This is a genomic window from Levilactobacillus wangkuiensis, from assembly GCF_016861605.1.
Lineage (GTDB): Bacteria > Bacillota > Bacilli > Lactobacillales > Lactobacillaceae > Levilactobacillus > Levilactobacillus wangkuiensis.
Genome location: NZ_BOLM01000002.1, coordinates 222,340 through 243,322, shown reverse-complemented (window position 1 = coordinate 243,322; position 20,983 = coordinate 222,340). Strand labels below are relative to the sequence as shown.

Below are 20,983 nucleotides of genomic sequence, written 5' to 3'. Positions count from 1 at the left end.
TGGAAGCCCGCACTACGGCTGGAAGCGACCTCACAGCAGGGCAGGTTGAGCCCACCGCCGGGAACGCAAAGCCAATCCCACACACTAACCTAGTTTTCTGGTAAGAATGGCAGGTGCAGGGCGGAATTGCCGAGCTGGATGGAGTACTGCAGGTCCTGGTTCCCGCGCACGGTCATGCCGAAGTCGGTTGCGTAGATGACCAAGCCCAGTTGGTGGCCCGCTAGCAGCCGGTAGTGGGTTGGTTGTAGCGTCACGCTGAGGTCGTAGAATTCGTTGGCCTTGAGTTCATCGACGTGGTAGGCGTTGGTCCGGTTTTGCAGGTTACGGTGGCCCTTGGTGATCATCTTAAATGGCGTGGTTGCGGCCGGCTTGAATTCACGCAGGTCGTCCTCACGCCAACGGTAACCCTCGTCCAGAGCCTTGCGCGCCAGGATGGTTGGTGAGACGCCGAGGCGTTTGGCATCCCCGTAGTCCACCAGCTGGAAGCTCAACATCCCGACCGGTTGGTTCACGGCCACGCGCAGGTCAACAGTCGGCTTCCCATCTAACAGGAGGTCGTCCGTCAAGACGGCTGACTTAAAGATTAACCGGTGATTGAACATGTCGTTGTGCTTGTCACCCAGCAAATCAGTTTGCCACTGATCGATATGGTGGGTGTACTTGTTAAATTGCTCAACGGGTAACTGGTCGTTGAAACTCGTGGCGTAGGCCAGGGGCTCATGGGTGCTTTGATCGACCAGCTCATCGGCCTGCAGGTTAAAGTTACGAGTCGGGTTGGTTGGCGCATCCCAGTCTTCGTAGGCGTGCCACGTTTCCGGCTGGACGTTGTCCTGAATGATGACGTTTGGCAGCAGCGTTTCCGCTTGGTTGTCGACGCCCAGGAGTTCGTGGGTCAACCAGAGATTGACGATGTCCGTGTAGTCAATGGAGCGAAAGGCATTGATGTAAATGTGTTGGCCTTGGTGCAGGATCAGCTTCTTGGTGACGGGCAGGTCGCGCACGGCGTTCCAGAGATTGTTGACGTTGCGTGGCTTGACGTTCCAATCATTCAGGCCGTGGACTAACAGGAGGTCCGCCTTGATGTTCTTGGCGTTCTTTAGGTAGTTGCGCGCGTCCCAGAAGGAATTGTAGTTCCCGGTCGAGCGGTCTTGGCCGTGGGTAATGGCGGCCAGGTCGGCTTGCCATTTGGCCTGAATCCGATGATAGTCCCCAGCCTGGAGCTGACGGCTAAACGTTTCCTCGGCCAGCACGTCGGCGTCTTCGCCAGGGAAGCCACCGGGCGCGATGACCAGTCCGCCGTCACGGTAGTAGTCGTACCAGTTGGAAATGGCGGCTTCGGAAATGACCGTCTTGAGGCCTTCGACACCGGTGGTCGCGGCGGCTGTGGCCAGGGTTCCCAAGTAGGAACGGCCGGTCATGGCAACGGCGTGATTGCTCCACCAAGCGGGAATGGCCTGAGTAGCGGCGCGGCTGGTAAAGGCCGTCCGGTTGCCGGCTAACCATTCAATGATGGCAATGGTCGAGGTCGTTTCCTGGGGGTCACCGGTCGTGCGGACGCCGTCGGAATCTAGGGTCCCGATACCAGCAGCGTAGACCACGGCGAACCCGCGGGCCAAGAAGTAGTCGTTCAACGTGTAGGATTGTTCCCGGGCAAAGGTCTGCGCGGCTTCCTTGGTCGTAGCGGTCACGGTGCGAGGGGCGGGCAATGGCGTGTCGTCCGGTTGGGCGGTCACGTCAGCCAGCGTGAGGTCGTTGGGCTGCTTCGGTTGCAGCGGGACGTTCACGTTGTGCATCATTTGGTCACCGGCTTCATCGTTGGTGCCCTGGTTGTAAGGACTGGCGGTGTAGAGCACGGGGACCTTTAAACCGGCTTCCGTTTCGGCCGGGCGAATGACCTCGGCCTTTAACAGGTCGCGCTTGCCATCGTGATCGGTGTCTTGGGGACTTTCCACGTAAACGACTTCACGAATCAGTTTGGTCGTATCGAAGACGGCCTGCGACTTCCCGTTAAAAATCAGGGGCTTGTCGACGTGGGCGTCGTGAACGAAGGGGTCAAAGTAGCCCTTCGTGGTCAGGTGATCCAGGAAGCTCTGGCCATTCTTGGTGTGCGTCGTCAGGAGCAAGTACCAGGCCTGCTTGAGCTCGTCCAAGGTGAAGTTCGCACCGGCGTGGTCGGCCACGGGCAGTTGCATCTTGGCCATGGCGGCTAAGGGGTCGCTCAGCTTAAAGTCGAGGTCGACGGAAAATTCCAGCCGCTGTAGGGCCAGGTTGTAGAAGACCGTGACGGGAACGTTGTCGTGGTTGCTGAGAAAGTCCAGGCCATCGGTGTCGGGCGTCGCCATCAGGTTACTGAGCTGTTGGGAAACGGCGTCGGGCGTGGTAAATTCGGGCCAGCTCCGGTCGTAGAAGTTGCAGAGCAGTTGGCTCGGGGTGGTGAGTTTTTCCGTTTGTTCGTTTAAGAAATGGATTCGTTGAAGTTCGTCTAGGGCCTGAGCGGGTGCTGTGGGCCGAATGGCAAATTGTTGGTTACGCATAAATATCGCCTACCTTATCAATTTTAAAAATCAACGTAACTGTGGTTGGAACTCGAAACAGTGTGTTGTCAGCGCCTCCGGGCTGGTGAAAATGGGCCGTGACGCTGTGGGCGCACGTCCGAAGCCTGAGGAGCGGTCTTCGGACTTACTTTGAGCCGAAGTTCACGTCTCAAAGATAGCAGTTCCCTAAGCGGGTTCCCCCGCTAAGGGAACTCCCACGGCTTAGCCCATTTTCACCAGCCCTGCGGCTGACACTGATTTTAAGTGCCAACGAGTGGTGAATAAAATGGTTAATGTTGGTGCTCAAGGTTGCATTGGATTGACTGTCCTGGCTTCCGGGTGGTACATGATTTTTAAACTAGAAGTCGGGGTGAAACAATTGTCTTGCAGTAAGTGTAACGCAAAGATTAATTGTTGGAACAATAAATAATTGAAGAAACCAATCAGCGGGGTGAACAGATGTAAGCCGCAAGGATGCTGAAAACTGGCCTGGCCGTGGGAATCCCCTTTGTGGCGGTATTTGCCACTTAGGGGATTGGTCGGGTTGAGACGTGAACTTCGGCTCAACCCTAAGTCCTGAGACCGTCCTTTGGCTCGGGGCGTCCGTCCACCGCCAATCCGGCCAGTTTTCAGCATCCTGGAGGCGAGTTACTCCTCTTCGTTCAACCGGCTGTGACGGATACCATAGCTGAAGTAGATGACCAGGCCCAGCGCAAACCAGATCGATGAGGCAATCCAGGTTTCTGCGGGGAGTTGGAGCATCATGTAGAAGCACAGCAGGCCCGAGATGATGGGTAGTACCGGGTAGAACGGTACCTTGAAGCCCGTGTTGTGGGGCATTTCCGGTAAATGGCGCAGCCGGAGAATTCCAAACGAGACGAACAGGAAGGCAACCAACGTCCCGATGTTAACCAGGTTGGTCAGCTGAGCCAGAGGCACGAAGCCACCTAGCAGAGCAATCACGATGGTAATCACGGCCAGACTGTGTTTAGGCGTGCCCGTCTTGTCGTCGATTTTGCCTAAGAATTTTGGCAACAGACCGTCACGTCCGACCGAGTAGATCAGCCGCGAGGAACTATAGATCATGGTGACCATCATGGTAAACATCCCCGCCAGTGCGCCCAGTGAAATGATACCGGACGTCCAGTTTTGGTGGACCAACGTGAGCGCAAAGGCCACGGGGTCCGCGACGTTGAGCTTGGTGTAGTGGACCATCCCGGTCAGCACGATGGCGACCAGCATGTAGAGCACGGTGGCCACGATGAGCGTGCCGATAATCCCAATGGGCATGTTCTTCTTAGGGTTCTTCACTTCCGCAGCCGAGGCGGAAACCACGTCAAAGCCCAGGTAGGCGAAGAACACGGTCGAGGCCCCCCGCAGGATCCCTTTGGAGCCAAATGGGGCGAACGGTTGCCAGTTGCTAGGCTTCACGTAGAAAACACCGACGACCACAAATAAAATGATAATGGCAATCTTGATGATGACAATCGTGTTATTGATCCGCATGGACTCGCGCATCCCCCGGTTTAACAGCCAGCTGATGAAGAAGACCACCAGGATGGCAATCAGGTTGCCGTACGTGCCCCCGGCCGGATTGTAGGGGCCACTGATGGCGTTGGGCAAGTTGAGCCCGAAGCCGGCCAAGAAGGATTTGAAATAGGCTCCAAAGGCGTTAGCCACGGCGGCCACGGCCAGCACGTATTCCAGAATCAACGCCCAGCCCAGAATCCAGCCGATGATTTCGCCGAAGACCAGGTTACCGTAAGAATAGGCGGACCCAGCCACCGGTAGAACGGAAGCAAATTCGGCGTAGCACATGGCGGCCGTGGAACAGACGATGGCGGCTATCAGAAAGGATAAAACGATGCCGGGCCCACTGTACTGAGCGGCGATGGTGCCGGGGAGAATGAAGATCCCGGTCCCAATCACGGCCCCAATGCCGAGTGACATCAGATCCTTTGCCGTCATTGTTTTGGCAAAGTGCTGGTCACTCTTTAAGTAATTATCTAAGCGTTCGCGACGAAATATTCGCGCAAGTCCCATAAAAAGCCTCCTTATGTCGTTGAAACTGTTTGGTTTAGGTGGTTAAACGGTGGTTGGCAGCGCCTTACCGGTCAGAGAAAATGGGCCGGGGCGCTGTGGGTGCACGGCCGAAGCCTGAGGGGCGGTCTTCGGCCTTACTTTGAGCCGAAGTTCACGTCTCAAAGGTAACTCCCACGGCTGAGCCCATTTTCTCTGACCTCACGGCTGACGTTGGCGGTAAAGCTAAACCGGTCAGTGGTTCCCGTCCTGCGGTTGACTCGCCGACTTGAACGAGTGAACTTACCATGTGTTTGTGAGGCTGCTAAATTAAAATAGTTGTTCTTAGGATTATTCATCAAAAGCGCATGTCATTTAGCCCAACCAGCGAAAATCACCTAAACCAAAACTTTCCTTATATAATGATGATACACATTGTCGCGCGCAGTTTCAGCCTTTTTTGTGATTAATTTGGTAGGCTGCGGCTACCATTCGCCTACCATTCGCGATGATGTCTGGGATAGTGTACCGTGGAATTAAATTAAAAGTCAATGAGAGTAAGCGGTTGTTTTTGAGAAAGTCGGGTTTATTTTACCCATTTTGAGTGGTTTCGATTTAAAATAGAAGGAGTTTATTTAATTCCGAGGGGGCAATGCAACATGATTACCGAAAATGCTAGCGGCGCGGTCGTTTACCGGCTCGTCGACAATCAAATCCAATATTTACTGTTAAAGAGTGCCACCAGTAACTTCTGGGGCTTTCCCAAGGGCCACGTCGAGGGGGATGAAACGGATCTCCAGACGGCTGTGCGCGAAATTAAAGAAGAGACCAGTTTAGTCGTCGCCATCAATCCCGAGTTTCACGCCGACTTGGACTACGACATGAAGAACGGCCATCACAAACACGTGGTGCTCTACACGTCATTGGTGCCAGCCGACAGTAAAATTAAGCGGCAGGTTGAAGAAATCAGTGAATTTGGCTGGTTCGACTACAAGATTGCCCGCGAACGCCTGAGTTATGACAACTTAAAGGGCTTATTAGACCAAGCCAACACGTACTTGGAGGAGCAGCATGCCGAATAAAGTTTTGGTGATCACCGGGGCGACGGGGACCGGCAAGACCACGGTGCAAGATTATCTGGTGGCCCACTATCCCGTGACCAAGGTCATCACCCACACGACACGGCCGCCGCGTCAGGGTGAAGTCGATGGCGTCGACTACTATTTTGAAACGGAAGCCAGCTTCCCCAAGAACCATTACCTGGAATCCGTAACGTACGCCGGCTACCACTACGGCTCCTCACGCGAAGGGCTGGCCCGCGGTTTTGAACGGGCACCCTTTGACGCCATCGTGTTAGATAGCAAGGGGGCCATCACCTACGCCGAAGAGCTGGGCGACCAGGCCGTGATCATTTTCCTCACGGTTAGCGAGTCTACCAAGTTGGCCCATCGCTTGAGCAAACGGGGCGATGATGAGGAAATGATGGCCCAGCGCTTGGCCAGTCCGGAGTATCGTCGCGACCTGACCATGCCGCTGGCACTGCGGGGTAAAGCCATTCAGTTAAACAACGACGACTGGCAACAGACCCAGGTCAAGCTGGATGCATTGATGACGCAGTTGCGACAGGGAGAGACGGCTGATAGTTGAGTTTCCCAGTAAATATGATAAACTAACAGGGAATTCGGGTTTACACAGGTCGAAGTCGCCTTACCGGACGAGAAAAACTGACCGGAACGCGGTGGGCAGGACGCTCCGAGCCAAGGAGCGGTCTCGAAGCTCGCTTTGAACCTCAAAGGGCGAGTTTCAAAGTCGCCATTTCTAACGCGAACCGCGTTAGAAATCCCACGGCTGAGTCATTTTTTCTCGTCCTCACGGCTAACATTGGTTTGAACCGAATTGGCTGTTAGACTTATCGAGTGGTCGGTCTGTTTCTTAGATTTTCAGGCTTAATAGAACCGGAACGCGGTGGGCAGGACGCTCCGAGCCGAAGAGCGGTCTCGAAGCTCGCTTTGAACCTCAAAGGGCGAGTTTCAAAGTCGCCATTTCTAACGCGAACCGCGTTAGAAATCCCACGGCTGAGTCAGTTTTTCTCGTCCTCACGGCTAACACTGGTTTAAACCGAATTGGCTGTTAGGCCTAGTGGCTGGGTTGGTTAGTCAGTGAGTTTAAACTGAAAGTGTTTAGTTCGTGAATCAATTTCAGATGAATTAAATTAGAATATAAAGACAGTTGATTGGTTACCACTGGTTAGGGCTAAGCGGTTAGTGGAAATCACCACACCTTTTCAGTGACCAGAGGCGGGCCAACTTGACCAGCTGTGTCGGCGGTCTTGGCTGAGGTCCTTTCTCAGCCTAGTCCACGGGACGACCTTGGAAACTCGCGTACCTCAGCGAGGTTTCAAGTCGAGCTGAAAGCCCGCCCTCAGGCTGAAAGCGACCCCACAGCAGGGCAGGTTGCGCCCGCCGTCGGGAACGACCAGCACACGCACACCAAAACGTTTATTTCCATCAAAACCCATGAACAGAGAAAGAAGGAGGTTGGGCACTATGGCAGAATCGTTAACCACCGCCGTCGCCATTTTAAAGAAGAACAAACTGAAGATGACCAAGCAACGGCACGCTCTCTTGGAGTTTCTGCTGACGAACCAAGCCCATTACACCGACGTGGTGACCGTGGATGCTTACATGCGGACGGAGTTTCCGGGGATGAGCCACAACACGGTTTACCGCAACCTCAAGGAATTCGAAGAGGTTGGTATCGTTGAGCAAAACACGGAGCAGGAACGGGCACGGGTCAAGTATCAGTGTGACCTGCATCACCAACACCATCATCATTTTGTGTGTCAAAATTGTGGTAAGGTGATTGAATTACAGATGTGTCCGATGGACTTTTTCACAGATCAATTACCGGGTTGTGAAATTGCGGGGCACAGCTTTGAACTGTACGGCCTCTGCGCTGACTGCAAGGCGGCCGGCGTTCAGGAAGCAGACTTAGTGAAAAATTAAGATAAATTTGAAAGATTTTTGAGTTTCCTATGCGACAATGGTCGTAATTAGGCAAAACGAAGGAGGAATGACGCATGGGGTATCGCACACCACCCTTGATTACGCCGTTCGCAATTGTCTCAATGGCGCTGGCCTTGGGGGCAACTAACGTGGTGACAAACACGGTGACGAAGACCAATGAAGGCGCCACGCGGGTGTCGAACACCAGCTCATCACTGGTCAACAATCTGTCGTCGAGCGATTCGAAGAAAAAGGCTAGTGACGACAGTAAGAAGAAGGATTCTGACTCTTCTAAGAGCAGTTCCGATAGCAGTGATTCTTCATCCAAGGACGAGTCATCCACGGACACGGAAAGTTCCTCGGCCAAGAAGACCTCTTCGACCGAGTCCAGCACCGCGGAGAATACCACTGGCAACAAGACCGGGACCACCGGCACGACCACGTCTAAAAAGAAGAAGACCTCATCGAGCGCCGTTAGCTCTTCAGCGACTACTGAAGAAAGTTCCACGAACGACGCCGATACGGCAAACGACACGACTGACAATACCGACACGGCTGGCCAAACGACTAATGGCACGACCAATGACGGCACAAATCAATAACGAAGGAAGGGGGACCGATAATGCTTAGTTTCCTTGATATGGTTAACCATTATTTAGGCTACATCAACGTCAACGCTAAAATTAAAAATCGCATCTACGTGATCATTGGTGCGTTGGGTGACCTCTACCTGTTCTACATCGCGGTTCGTTACCTGCAAAACGGCCATCCGTTCTGGGGCTTACTGATCTTACTGGTAGCCATCATTCTCTTGTACTTTGTCTACCTGAACACCATCTATTATTTTACCGAGAAGACGGCCCCGTTCGACATCTCGCCTAAGATTGAAAAGATGCTGCACATGAAGCCCAAGGAAGCCGAAGAGGACGCTGCTAAGACGGCGGTCCGTGGCGGGCGCAATATTCCGGCCAACGGCTACTTTGATGAAAAGAAGATTCTCCCCGGGAAGCTGACCATGAGTGGGATGGACGCGCGCAACGTGCAGAACCTCGCCACGCAACTCCAACAAAATCAGCTCTTACAGCTGGATTATTCCGGGTTGGGCGACCGTGAAATCATGGAACAGACACGCCAGAACGGCAAGCCCGTTTACGCGTCTGGCCCCGGCACCCTGATTCCCTACTTCGACATGCAAACGGAAGGCAACCAACTGGTCGTCTACGCCGGCATCAACCAAGCAGAGAAGCAACGGGTTGGCGTGGTCAGCACGGTTGGCCTACAAAATGTGGCCGATGTGCGTGACCAATTCGAACTGTATTTAGCCAACGCTACACTGGTCGGTGGTCCCTTCAAGGTCTTAGGCCGCACGTCTCTGATCGAGCAACCGGGTGACTTCCAAGTAGCGGTCCAACTGGCCTACAAGCACAGCGACCAATCCACGACGAACACCTACGACCGGGGCTATGGTCAAGCTACCACGACGCCAACGCAAACGACCACCAGTCGCCGCGCCCGTTATGATAATGACCAACCCACGTCGACCAACAACGATGATGAACCGATGACCAGAACGTCACGGTACCATCACTAAGTTAGGCGACCGGCAAAACTGAAAATGACTCAGCAAAAATCAACCGACCCGGACTGGGCAGGTTGATTTTTTTGTGCTGCGAGCAAAGTGACATAGACGTGGCAGTAACGAAAAGGGGATAACCAGGATAAAGGTAACCGGATTGGTGAGCAATTGGTGAAAATGATCAAGCCATGTCAGTGACCAGAGGTGGGCCAAGCGGGCCAGCTGTGTCGGTGGTCTTAGCTGAGGTCCTTTCTCAGCTTAGCCCACGGGACGACCTTTGTGACCGTATTTCAGGCACAAAGTCGAGGTGGAAGCCCGGTCCTCAGGCTGGAACCGACCCCATAGCCGGCCCGCTTGAGCCCACCGTCGGGAACGAAAACCAAGGCACACCCCTCATTTCCACCAATCTGGGAAGGTGACAGGGGATGTTATGAACCGCACCCGAAAACGGTCTCACCGCTTCCTCATGGGAATCACAAGCGTGAAATATTTTTGAAAGCAGACCGGACCCGTGGTACATCTAATCTTTGAACCCCAAAACGGTCAGTAGGGTTGGGTAACCTGGAGTGGTTTACTTTGACCGGGTAAATTTTTTGGTTTAAACTTTACGTTAGACACTGTAAAAATCTGGTCTCAAGGGATTGGATGAGGCGCTAGTCCGCCGCAAGCACGGCAACCAAATCACTAGTGGAGGGAATACTTATGTCAATGATCGAATTTCACAACGTGGAAAAGTACTACGGCGATTTTCACGCGCTGCATAACATTAATTTAACGATTGAAGCCGGGGAAACGGTTGTTTTAATCGGGCCTTCTGGTTCCGGGAAATCAACTTTGATTCGGACCGTCAATGGGCTGGAACAGATTCGCGATGGCCAATTGATCGTTAACGGCCAAGACTTGGCCAATCCGAAGACGGATATGAACCGGATTCGCAAGAACGTGGGGATGGTGTTCCAACACTTTAATCTCTACGCCAACAAGACGATTCTGGAAAACATCATGTTGTCACCCCGAATCGTGTTACACCGGGGCGAAGAGGAAAACAAGAAGGTCGCCATGGAAATGCTCGACCGGGTTGGGTTAGCCGACCAAGCACCTAAGATGCCATCCCAACTTTCTGGGGGGCAACAACAACGAATCGCCATTGCACGCTCGTTAGCCATGAAGCCCAAGTGCCTCTTGTTTGACGAACCAACCAGTGCCTTGGACCCTGAAATGATCGACGACGTGCTGAACGTTATGAAGACCATCGCCCGTGACTCCAGTATGACATCCTTAGTCGTGACTCACGAAATGGGCTTCGCGCGTGAAGTGGCCAACCGGGTGATCTTCATGGCTGACGGCCGCATTTTGGAAGACGACTCTAAAGAAACCTTCTTCGACGGCCAGCCAACCAACGAACGGGCTCGTCAATTCTTAAGCAAGATTTTGACACACTAAAACGGGGAGGAACGCTCACTATGAAAAAATTAATTCGCAGTTTGGGCCTGCTGTTCTCCCTGGTTGCCTTGACGGTCGTGGTTAGTGCGTGTGGCAGTAAGCCATTATCCGCGCGGAACGTGTACAAGACCGACCAACAAACCAAGACGATTACTTGGGGAGTTAAGGCAGATACCCGGCTGTTCGGGTTGCTGGATACCAAAGACGGGAAGATCAAAGGGTTCGAAGTGGATTTGGCGACGGCACTGACTAAGCAAATGCTGGGTAAGGATGCCAAGGCCAAGTTCATTCAAGTGACGAGTTCAACGCGGATGCCCATGCTAAAGAACGGGAACATCGACGCCATTATCGCCACCATGACCAACACGCCAGAGCGGCGCAAGCAAGTCACCTTTTCTAACACGTACTTCTTTGCCGGGCAATCCTTGCTGGTCAAGAAGGGCAGTTCCATTAAAAACGTCAAAGATTTAAACAAGCAAAAGGGCACGGTCCTCGGGGTCGTTGGTTCTGACTCCGTGGAAAACGTGGCCAAGGTTGCGCCTGACGCGAAGGTCTTACAACTGACCGACTACGCGCAAGCCATGACGGCATTGAAGTCCGGGCAAGGCCAAGCGCTGACCACCGATAACGGTATTTTATACGGGATGTCGGTTCAAAACCCGGGTTATGAAGTTACCGGGGGAACGTTCGTGTCCGAACCTTACGGGATCGCCATGGACAAGGGCCAGACGCCGTTTAGAAACGCCACGAACCAGGCTTTGACCGAGTTACGGGCCAATGGCACTTATAACAAACTCCTGCACAAGTGGTTCCACAACGTGAAGGGCTTTGACTACAAGGAGGCGGCTAAAGAATGATTCATATCTTTGCAAATTACGGAGGCACCCTCCTGTATGGGTTAGGGCAGACGTTGCTATGCAGTGTGCTCGCCTTGATCTTCAGTTTGATTCTGGGAACGCTCTTCGCCTTACTAGAAGAATCACCAAGTAAGTTTGCCCGCGGCGTGGCCCGGGTCTACATCGAAATTTTCCGGAACATCCCGTTGCTGGTTATCACCATGTTCTTCTACGTGGTCTTTCCGCTGTACGTTGTCAAGATGAACGGGTTTACCGCCGGGACGATTGGGTTGACGCTCTACACGTCCGCCTTCATTGCCGAAACGGTGCGGGCTGGGATTCAGTCCGTTGATCCTGGCCAAATGGAAGGGGCCCGCGCCAACGGGTTATCCTTCTGGCAGGCCATGCGGTTCATCATCTTGCCCCAAGCCTTTCGCTATGTCATTCCGCCACTGGGTAACCAATTCGTGAACCTGGTCAAGAACTCCTCAACGTTAGCCTTCGTGGGTGGCTTTGACCTGATGTACCAAGGGAACGTTATCGCGTCCAGCTCACTGGAAACCATTGCGGCATACTCCGCGGTCGGGGTCCTCTACCTGGTCATCACGATGCCAATCAGTTACTACATGCGTTACTTAGAAAAACGGTTAGCTTAGGGGAGGAGAATAAATTATGTTACAAAACTTTATTGACGCCTACTCCCCAGATAACTTACGCTACCTGTTTGGTGGACTGGGAATCACAATTCTGGTTTCCGTGGTGTCCATCATTGGGAGTTTCATTATTGGCTCGATTCTTGGGATCATCCGCTACGTAAAAATTAAGTATTTTTCAGCTATCGTTGGGTTTATCATCGATATCATTCGGAATTTACCGTTGATTTTAATTCTGTTCTTTACCTACTTCGGGTTACCGAACCTGGGGGTCAAACCAGAAATTATTCCAGCGGCCATTCTCGCCATGACCATCTTTGAATCCACCATGCTGGCAGAAATTGTCCGCTCCGGGATTCAAGCGGTCGACCCCGGCCAGATGGAAGGGGCCCGCGCCAACGGGTTAACCTACTGGCAAGGGCTGTGGCACATTGTCTTGCCCCAAGCCATGGTCAAAATGATTCCGGCCATCGTGAGTCAATTCATCTCACTGGTCAAGGATACGTCACTGGCAACCATCATTCTCTTGCCAGAAATGCTGTACCGGTCACAAATTATTTATGGGCAAAACACCAACTACATCATTCCGATGTTCGTGGCGATTGCTTTGATGTACTTTGTGGTTTGCTACTGCCTTTCCGTCCTGGCCCGTTACCTGGAAAAACGCCAAGCTTAGTCCTCTGGGCTGAACTTTTGTGCTTGGCAGCGCCTCCGGGCTGGTGAAAACTGGGCCTGGTCGCGTCCGTTCCCGGCGGCGAGCTCAAGGAGCCCTGCTGTGGGGTCGGTTCCAGCCGAAGGGCGGGCTTCCACCTCAACTTTGAGCCTGAGGAGCGGTCTCAAAGGTTGTCCCATGCTCTAAGCTGAGTGAGAAACCTCAGCTAAGACCATCGACACAGCTGGTCACCTTGGCTCGCCTCTGGTCACTTCCACGACCGGCCCAGTTTTCCCAGCCCTGCGGCTGACACTGGTTTAGCCCGGGACTTCGCTGGTCGTTTACCAGGGTGGTTGTTGTTTTCGTTTTGATTTTAAATTGTTTAAATTGAGCTCACTCACTTCAGTTCGTTGGAACTGGCGTGGGTGAGCTCTTTTCATTTATCGTAAACAAAAAGGCATCCGTCTGACTATTTGTCGGGGGATGCCTTTGGTGTGTAAATTATTCGGTGACGACGTATTTCTTGAAGCGGTCGAAGTCGGCTTCTTGAAGTTCAACCTTCAGGGCCGTGCCTTCTGCTTCGTAGTTGGTGTCCAAAACGTTGGCGTGGTCGTTCATGTAGGCAACGACTTCACCGTCTGCGAATGGGACCAGGAAGTTGGCCGTTACGTAGTTGTGGAAGACCTTTTCCTTGATGGCCGTAACCAGGGCATCGATGGACGCTGGGTCCTTGGCTGACAGGATGAGTTGATCACCCACGCGGTTCGGGTAATGGGCTTCCGTCAGGTCGGCCTTGTTGAAGACGGTGATCATCGGCACGTCGGTGACGCCGATGTCTTGCAGCGTCTGTTCCGTGGTGGCCATCATTGATTCCTTGTTCGGGTCAGCATAGTCAACGACCTGAATCAATAGGTCGGCGTTGGCAGCTTCAGCTAACGTGGAACGGAAGGCCTTGACCAATTGGGTAGGGAGTTGGCTCACGAACCCAACGGTGTCACTTAGCAGCATCTTCTTTTGGTCGGGGAAGGTCAGCTGACGGACGCTGGTGTCCAGCGTAGCGAACAGCATGTTCTTCACGAAGACCTGTTTTTCTTCGCTCTTACCAAATTCACGAACCAGGGCGTTCATCAACGTGGACTTGCCGGCGTTGGTGTAACCGACCAGCGCAACGGAAGGGAGTTCATTTCGTTCCCGTTGTTGCCGTTGTGTGGCGGCCGCCTGGTTGATTTCCTTCAGTTCATGGTTAACGTGGTTGATCGACCGTTGAATGGTCCGCCGACTCATTTCAGTTTGAGATTCACCGGCACCACGGTTGGTGAACCCACCGCCGCCACCGCTACCGGTTTGTTGGTCCAGCCGTTGCGAAGCGCTGGTGTGCAAACGAGGGAGTTGGTATTGCAACATGGCGAGTTGAACTTGGAGCTTGGCTTCACGGGATTGTGCCCGGTTAGCGAAGATTTCCAAAATTAAACCGGTCCGGTCCATGATGCGGGCCTTGGTGCCAGCCTCCAGGTTCCGGATTTGGCTAGGGGACAGCTCATCGTTCACGACAATGGTATCGACACCATCGTCCGCAACAATCGTCGCTAATTCCTCAACCTTACCAGTCCCAAAGTAAGTCCCTGGATTTGGCTTCGGCAATGACTGCTGAACTTCTTCAGCGACCGTCATGTTGTTGGCCTCTACCAAGTTTTTCAGTTCAGTCATCGAGTAGCCGAACGTGGCTTGACCAGCGTTCAACCCAATCGTGATGACTGGTGTTCGTGGGGTTTCTTCCAAAAGATCACCCTCCTTTAAAGTCTATACGTTGAGTATAACATGTTCCTTTGCAAACACCGAAAAATTAAGCGTTGTTAGGATTCCACCTGTCCCAAACTAGTGAAAATCAGGTGGCGGTTAGTTGTCCGTTCCCGGCGGCGAGCTCAAGGTGCCCTGCTATGGGGCCGGTTTCAGCCTGAGGGGCGGGCTTCCACCTCAACTTTGAGCCGAAGGGCGGTCTCAAAGGTTGTCCCATGGGCTAAGCTGAGTGAGAAACCTCAGCTAAGACCATCGACACGGCTGGTCACCTTGGCTCGCCTCTGGTCACTCACATTGACCGCGTATTTTCACTGGATTGGTATTGGCTGGTGGGTGTGTCGTTGATAATTTTTCCGGTGTGAGGGCGCGGTAATCACCTAGGTGGTTGGCATCTGTTCTCGGGAGTGAGTTACAGACTGAAAGGTGGTCGCCCCGTGTTCTTAGCTAAGAACACCGACACAGCTGGCCGGCTTGGCCCACCTCTGGTCACTCACATTGACCGCTTATTTTCACTGGATTGGTATTGGCTGGTGGTTGGGTGTGTTGTGGATAGCTTTTCTAGTGTGTGGCTCGCCTCTGGTCATTCACACATGACCACATTTTCACTGGATTGAAAGTGTGGTAGGGGGAACGTTGCCAATCGTTTTTTAATGTGAATCTGCGGCAATTTGTGGCGACACTGGTGAAACTGTTGATTGGCCTCTGATTCTAAAGCCCGATAGAAATAAGTCATTTCTGAGAAGCAACTCCACAACCATCGTTGCGTTGGCCGATGTTAGCCGGAGGGCTGGTGAAAATGGGCCGGTTGTGGAAGTGACCAGAGGCGAGCCAAGGTGCCCGGCTGTGTCGGTGGCCTTGGCTGGTGTTTTTTGCCAGCCTAGTCCACGGGACAATCTTTGAGACCGTTTCTCAGGCTCAAAGTTGAGGTGGAAGCCCGTTCTTCAGGCTGGAACCGGCCCCATAGCAGGGATCCTTGAGCTCACCGGCGGGAACGGACGCGACCAGGTCCATTTTTTACCAGCCTGGAGGCGATGACAAAGACCCACAGAAACTGCCATAAATGAGAATTTGGTATTGATTCTCATTTTATTTTAATCTATAGTGGTCTTTATCAACAAGTTGCTTAGGCATACTAACTTAGAGGGGTCGGATTTTATGAGAGTTAAATCAGTCATTAAGTTAGGGACGGTCGCCGCGCTAACCACCATTGCGTTAGCCGCGTGTGGCTCATCTTCTAGCAGCAGTAGCCAAGCCAAGGATCAAACCTTGACCTGGATGGAAAGCTCCGCGTTACCAACCATGGACAGTTCGTTGGCAACCGACGTCGTTTCCGGTGAAACGCTGAACAACACAGGTGAGGGTCTGTTGAAGTTTGGCAAGAATAGTACCACGCATCCTGCCGTCGCCAAGAGCTACAGCAAGTCCAAGGACGGCAAGACCTACACGTTTAATCTTCGGAAATCCAACTGGAGCAACGGGGACAAAGTAACCGCCAAAGATTTCGTTTACGGCTGGCAACGCACAGTCAACCCGAAGACGGGGTCCCAATACGCCTACCTTTACGCTGATGTGAAGAACGCCAACGCCATCATGAATGGCAAGAAGGCCGTTTCCACGCTGGGCATCAAGGCCGTCGGGGATTACAAGGTCCAAGTGACCCTGGTTCATCCCGTCAGTTACTTCCCAACGCTGGTCGCGCAAACCGCGTTCTTCCCACAAAATGAATCAGTTGTTCAAAAGTACGGTAAGAAATACGGCACCAACGCCCAGGACAACGTCTACAACGGGGCCTTTAAGCTGAGCTACTGGACCGGGACGTCAGACAACTGGACGCTGACCAAGAACACGAAGTACTGGAATGCCAAGTCCGTTAAGCTTAAGCATATCAAATTTAGTGCTGTTAAGGATCCCCAAACGGCTTTGAGCCAATACCAGAGTGGCAAGCTTGACGCCATTTACCTGAGTGGTCAACAACCAAAGAACTACAAGAACAACAAGGAATACCATGCGCGCAACAGTTCCCGGGTCGCTTACCTGGAACTCAACGAGAAGAAGGATTCCATGATGCGGAACAAGAAGGCGCGTCAAGCCTTGTCATTAGTCATCAACCGGAACCAATTTGTCAATAAAGTGCTCGACAATGGCTCGAAGGTCGCAACCGGAATCGTCACGAGTGGCCTGGCCATCCGCAACGGCAAGGACTTCGCAACGGAGGGCACGATTCCCGCTGCTACCGAACACAACCTGGCCAAGGCTAAGAAGTTGTGGAACGAAGCGTTGAAGGAAACTGGGCGTAAGAGTTACTCGCTGACCCTGATGGCTGACGATACCGCCGAAGGCAAGAGCACGACCGAATTTGTCCAAAGTCAATGGTCGAAGCTGCCTAACTTCAAGGTTACCAACTCTAATTTGCCATACAAGACGCGGTTAGCGCGTTCTGCTAGTGGCCAATTTGACGCCGTGGTGACGCTCTGGGGGGCTGACTTCCCAGACCCAATCACCGACCTGTCGCTGTTCACGTCCGACAATTCCTACAACAACGGGAAATGGAAGAACAAGACTTACGACAAGCTGGTCAAGGAAGCCACGACGACCAACGCCAACAAGCCGGCTGCCCGGTGGCAAAATCTGATTGATGCCCAAAAGGTTCTGTTGAAGGACCAGGGGATCATTCCGGTTTACCAGAGTGGCAAGCCACAATTGGTCAAGTCAAAGGTTAAGGGCGTCACTTACTTCCCAGTTAGTTCCAACTGGGACTTCAGCAAAGCTTACATCGCTAAGTAAGTTGATTGCAGATGCCGCTTCGGCAGTGAAAATGAGAGGGTGGTCGGTGACGTCCGTTCCCGGCGGTGGGCTCAAGCGGGCCTGCTATGGGGCCGGTTCCAGCCTGAGGAGCGGTCTTCCACCTCAACTTTGCGCCTGAAAATCGGTCGCAAAGGTTGTCCCATGCTCTAAGCTGAGAAAAATCACTCAGCTAAGAGCATCGACACAGCTGGCCAGCTTGGCCCACCTCTGGTCACTCACATTGGTCGGAACCATCTCATTTTCCCGTTTTGACGGCACCGGTAACATCTATCTTTCAAGAACTAAACAACTGATAATTTTTCAGGACTGATTAGCCCCTAACTGGGCGTGTCAGTCCTGTTTTTGTATATGTAGGAATTTACCGGGGGTCGGGGCATAAACGGTCGTGTGTGGACTCAGAGAGGGCTTCTAACCTATCTCTGCGTTATAAACACCTTAATTTTTTCAGCTGGCCACTCTTACGGAAAACTTAGAATGATTATTTTAGAAAAATGAATATTAGAATTCACCGACTTGGACGGGTAACCCAGTTAACTGGTAGCGGCACCATCAGCGACTGAATCCCGTCAGCGTGCGCTCCTTGAACTCTCATAAAAGGGTTTACTAACTCTATGTAATCGTCACCATTGCTGGTATAACAGTCATTCAGCATCGTAACTTTATGCTGTTTTCCTGTATACGGTATACAGAAAACGAAAGTTCAGCCAATTCTAAATGTGACATCAGATTTTAATTTTTTATTTTAAAACGCGCTACAACAACGTTTCTAGAAACTTTTTTAAATTAAATTAGCTTTTACCATTGATTTTAATTGTTTTCTAATATACAATTGCAATATCAAATTTGAGGTTGTCAATTTATTTATCAAACAACTAAGAGGGGTTGGATTATAAAATGAAAATCAATTCGGCAGTCAAACTCGGAACGGTCGCGACATTTGCCGCTGTGTTACTTGCAGCGTGTGGATCATCATCAAACAGTTCTAGCGAGGCTAGCAAGCAGACGTTAAACTGGATGGAAAATTCCGCATTACCTTCAATGGATTCTTCTACCGCCACGGACGTTGTTTCTGGGGAAACGATGAACAACACCGGTGAAGGTCTTCTCCGGATCGGCAAGAACAGTTCCATTCACCCAGGGGTCGCTAAGAGCTACACCAAGTCCAAAGATGGTAAGACTTACACCTTCAACTTGCGTAAGTCTAACTGGAGTAACGGCGACAAGGTAACCGCTAAAGACTTCGTTTACGCCTGGCAACGGACCGTTAACCCTAAGACCGCTTCACAATACGCTTACATGTACGCGCAGGTTAAGAACGCCAACGCCATCATGAACAAGAAGAAGCCAGTTTCTAGCTTAGGGATTAAGGCCGAAGGGGATTACAAAGTCGTTGTAACGTTAACGCAAGCTACCAGTTACTTCCCTTCATTGGTTGCAAGTCCAATGTTCTTCCCACAAAATGAATCAGTTGTTCAAAAGTACGGTAAGAAATACGCAACGAATGCCCAGGACAACGTCTACAACGGTCCATTTAAGTTAACTTACTGGACTGGTACGTCCGATAACTGGACATTAAGCAAAAACACTAAGTACTGGGACGCTAAGAATGTTAAACTAAAGAAGATCAACTTCAAGACGATGAAGGATCCCCAAACTTCTTTGAGTCAGTACCAAAGTGGCAAGCTTGACGCAACTTACTTGAGCGGTCAACAACCTAAGAACTACAAGAACGACAAGCAATACGTTGAACGCAAGAGTGCCTCAACCTTCTACATTGAATTGAACGAAAAGAAAGATTCAATGATGAAGAACAAGAAGGCTCGTCAAGCCTTATCACTGGCTATCAACCGGAACCAATTTGTCAACAAGGTCTTAGCTGATGGTTCTACTGCCGCAAAGGGCTTAGTTTCAACTGGTTTAGCTGAAAACAAGGGCACAGACTTCAACACCGCTGCTGCTGTTCCATCCGCAACTTCACAAGACCTGGCCAAGGCTAAGAAGCTTTGGAAGCAAGCTTTGAAGGAAACGGGCCGTTCTAGCTACTCACTGACCTTAATGGCCGATGACACGCCAGCCGGTAAGAACAGTGCTGAATTCATCCAGAGTCAATGGGCTAAGTTGGATGGTTTAAAGGTTACCAACAGTAACTTGCCATTCAAGACGCGTTTGAGCCGTTCACAAAATGGCCAATTCGATGCCGTTATCTCTGCTTGGGGTGCTGACTTCCCTGACCCAATTTCATTCCTGTCTCTGTTCACTTCAGGTAACTCTTACAACAACGGGAAATGGTCTTCCAAGGCTTACGACAAGGACGTTGCCGCAGCCACTGGTAAGGATGCCAACAATAACACTGCTCGTTGGAATGACATGGTTAACGCCCAAAAGACTATCTTAAATGACCAAGGGATCATCCCCGTCTACCAACAAGGGAAAGCCCAACTGGTCAAGTCCGATGTCAAGGGATTGATTTACTTCCCAACCGGTGCTAACTGGGACTTCAGTCGCGCTTACATTGCTAAGTAAGCAACACGTTTAAATCAGTTATGACGGTCAGGCGAAGGCCCGACTTAAATAAGCTTTATCGGGGAGTAAGGATTAACGCGAGTTGGTCCTTACTTTTCGATATTATTGCAATCATTTATCATCTTGTTGTTTTCGTGGAGTTCTTGTTAAGTTTAACGACTTAACGGTAACAAATAAGTCTACTGATTGAGAGGTAAACAAATGGCAAAGTATCTAGCAAAACGGATCTTTTACCTGATCCTGACCTTATTCATCGTTATTACCTTGACGTTCTTCCTAATGAAGTTGTTACCCGGGACGCCACTGACTAACCAAGCTAAGTTGTCCAAGAGTCAGATTGCGCTGATCTACGAACAATATGGTTTGAACAAGCCAGTCTGGCAACAGTACCTGCTGTACCTAGCAGGGGCTGTGCGGGGTAACTTCGGAACGTCTTTCCAATTCAGCGACCAACCAGTGTCCTACTTGCTTTCAAGTCGGATCGGACCATCCTTGCAGATTGGGCTGCAAGCCATGATCTTAGGGGTCATTGTTGGGATCGTTGTCGGGGCCTTTGGGGCCATGCGGCAGAACTCGTGGGTTGATACCACGGCTACGGTTGTTTCTATCTTAGGGATTTCGATTCCATCTTTCGTCTTAGCCGTTTTACTCCAATACTACTTGGGGTTGAAATTGGGCTGGTTCCCAATCGCCGAATGGGGTGGCTTTATCTACACGGTCTTGCCAACCCTGGCGTTAGGCGCGACACCGCTAGCCGAGTCGGCGCGGTTCGTCCGAACCGAAATGGTCGACGTGCTCAGTTCGGATTACATTGAACTGGCCAAAGCGAAAGGGTTGAGTCGCACGGGGGTTATTTACCACCATGCGCTGCGGAACAGTTTAATTCCGCTGATTACGATCGTTGGACCGTTAGCTGTGAACATCATGACTGGATCCATGGTTGTGGAAAACATTTTCTCCATTCCTGGTATCGGGGAACAATTCGTTAAGTCTGTCTTGACGAACGATTACCCAACCATCATGGGCTTGACCATCATCTACTCATTCATGCTCTGTGTCGTTCTGTTGTTCACCGATATCTTATACGGTATCGTGGACCCACGGATCCGGATCACAGGAAAGGCTAACTAGGAGGTAAAT

At 51.7% G+C, this 20,983-nt stretch carries 15 protein-coding genes; 12 read left to right on the top strand and 3 right to left on the bottom strand.

The window, feature by feature from the left end; all coding sequences use genetic code 11:
• Positions 1-89: 89 nt before the first annotated feature.
• Together JUF13_RS02270 and JUF13_RS02265 are read right to left on the bottom strand one after the other, a co-directional pair.
• Complete coding sequence (locus tag JUF13_RS02270) at positions 90-2,534, bottom strand: Xaa-Pro dipeptidyl-peptidase (RefSeq protein ID WP_203637513.1); 2,445 nt, start codon at positions 2,532-2,534, stop codon at positions 90-92.
• A 648-nt stretch (positions 2,535-3,182) separates the two neighbouring features.
• Positions 3,183-4,577, bottom strand: coding sequence for an APC family permease (locus JUF13_RS02265; RefSeq protein ID WP_203637512.1), 1,395 nt, complete (start codon positions 4,575-4,577; stop codon positions 3,183-3,185).
• A 635-nt stretch (positions 4,578-5,212) separates the two neighbouring features.
• On the opposite strand from JUF13_RS02265, the gene JUF13_RS02260 reads away from it, so the two are divergent.
• From JUF13_RS02260 to JUF13_RS02220, 9 genes are all read left to right on the top strand, one after another.
• On the top strand, positions 5,213-5,635 hold the full coding sequence (locus tag JUF13_RS02260) for a bis(5'-nucleosyl)-tetraphosphatase (RefSeq protein ID WP_203637511.1): 423 nt from the start codon (positions 5,213-5,215) through the stop codon (positions 5,633-5,635).
• Positions 5,625-6,200, top strand: coding sequence for a nucleoside/nucleotide kinase family protein (locus JUF13_RS02255; protein WP_203637510.1), 576 nt, complete (start codon positions 5,625-5,627; stop codon positions 6,198-6,200). The genes JUF13_RS02260 and JUF13_RS02255 overlap by 11 nt, the downstream gene beginning before the upstream one ends.
• An 899-nt stretch (positions 6,201-7,099) precedes the next feature.
• Positions 7,100-7,558, top strand: coding sequence for a Fur family transcriptional regulator (locus tag JUF13_RS02250; RefSeq protein WP_203637509.1), 459 nt, complete (start codon positions 7,100-7,102; stop codon positions 7,556-7,558).
• Positions 7,559-7,632: 74 nt separating this feature from the next.
• A complete protein-coding gene (locus tag JUF13_RS02245; protein ID WP_203637508.1) occupies positions 7,633-8,160 on the top strand; it encodes a hypothetical protein in 528 nt (175 codons plus the stop codon).
• Positions 8,161-8,180: 20 nt separating this feature from the next.
• Positions 8,181-9,149: a DUF6681 family protein gene (locus tag JUF13_RS02240; protein WP_203637507.1), complete on the top strand. Its 969-nt coding sequence runs from the start codon at positions 8,181-8,183 to the stop codon at positions 9,147-9,149.
• A gap of 687 nt (positions 9,150-9,836) precedes the next feature.
• Positions 9,837-10,577 (top strand): amino acid ABC transporter ATP-binding protein, encoded by a 741-nt coding sequence (locus tag JUF13_RS02235; protein WP_125580705.1) that lies wholly within the window; start codon positions 9,837-9,839, stop codon positions 10,575-10,577.
• A gap of 20 nt (positions 10,578-10,597) precedes the next feature.
• Complete coding sequence (locus JUF13_RS02230) at positions 10,598-11,434, top strand: transporter substrate-binding domain-containing protein (protein ID WP_203637506.1); 837 nt, start codon at positions 10,598-10,600, stop codon at positions 11,432-11,434.
• Positions 11,431-12,069 carry an amino acid ABC transporter permease gene (locus JUF13_RS02225; RefSeq protein ID WP_203637505.1) on the top strand — a complete coding sequence of 213 codons (639 nt, stop codon included), beginning with the start codon at positions 11,431-11,433 and terminating at the stop codon, positions 12,067-12,069. Before JUF13_RS02230 ends, JUF13_RS02225 begins: the two co-directional genes overlap by 4 nt.
• A gap of 16 nt (positions 12,070-12,085) precedes the next feature.
• Positions 12,086-12,742 (top strand): amino acid ABC transporter permease, encoded by a 657-nt coding sequence (locus JUF13_RS02220; RefSeq protein WP_125765887.1) that lies wholly within the window; start codon positions 12,086-12,088, stop codon positions 12,740-12,742.
• A gap of 477 nt (positions 12,743-13,219) precedes the next feature.
• Here JUF13_RS02220 and hflX read toward each other — a convergent pair whose 3' ends face one another.
• Positions 13,220-14,497 (bottom strand): GTPase HflX, encoded by a 1,278-nt coding sequence (gene hflX / locus JUF13_RS02215; RefSeq protein WP_203637504.1) that lies wholly within the window; start codon positions 14,495-14,497, stop codon positions 13,220-13,222.
• 1,173 nt (positions 14,498-15,670) lie between these two features.
• On the opposite strand from hflX, the gene JUF13_RS02210 reads away from it, so the two are divergent.
• From JUF13_RS02210 to opp3b, 3 genes are all read left to right on the top strand, one after another.
• Positions 15,671-17,299, top strand: a complete 1,629-nt coding sequence (locus JUF13_RS02210; RefSeq protein ID WP_203637503.1) for a peptide ABC transporter substrate-binding protein — start codon at positions 15,671-15,673, stop codon at positions 17,297-17,299.
• A 915-nt stretch (positions 17,300-18,214) separates the two neighbouring features.
• On the top strand, positions 18,215-19,843 hold the full coding sequence (locus JUF13_RS02205; protein ID WP_203637502.1) for a peptide ABC transporter substrate-binding protein: 1,629 nt from the start codon (positions 18,215-18,217) through the stop codon (positions 19,841-19,843).
• Positions 19,844-20,044: 201 nt separating this feature from the next.
• A complete protein-coding gene (opp3b, locus tag JUF13_RS02200) occupies positions 20,045-20,974 on the top strand; it encodes an oligopeptide ABC transporter permease (RefSeq protein WP_125765883.1) in 930 nt (309 codons plus the stop codon).
• The last annotated feature ends 9 nt before the right edge of the window (positions 20,975-20,983 follow it).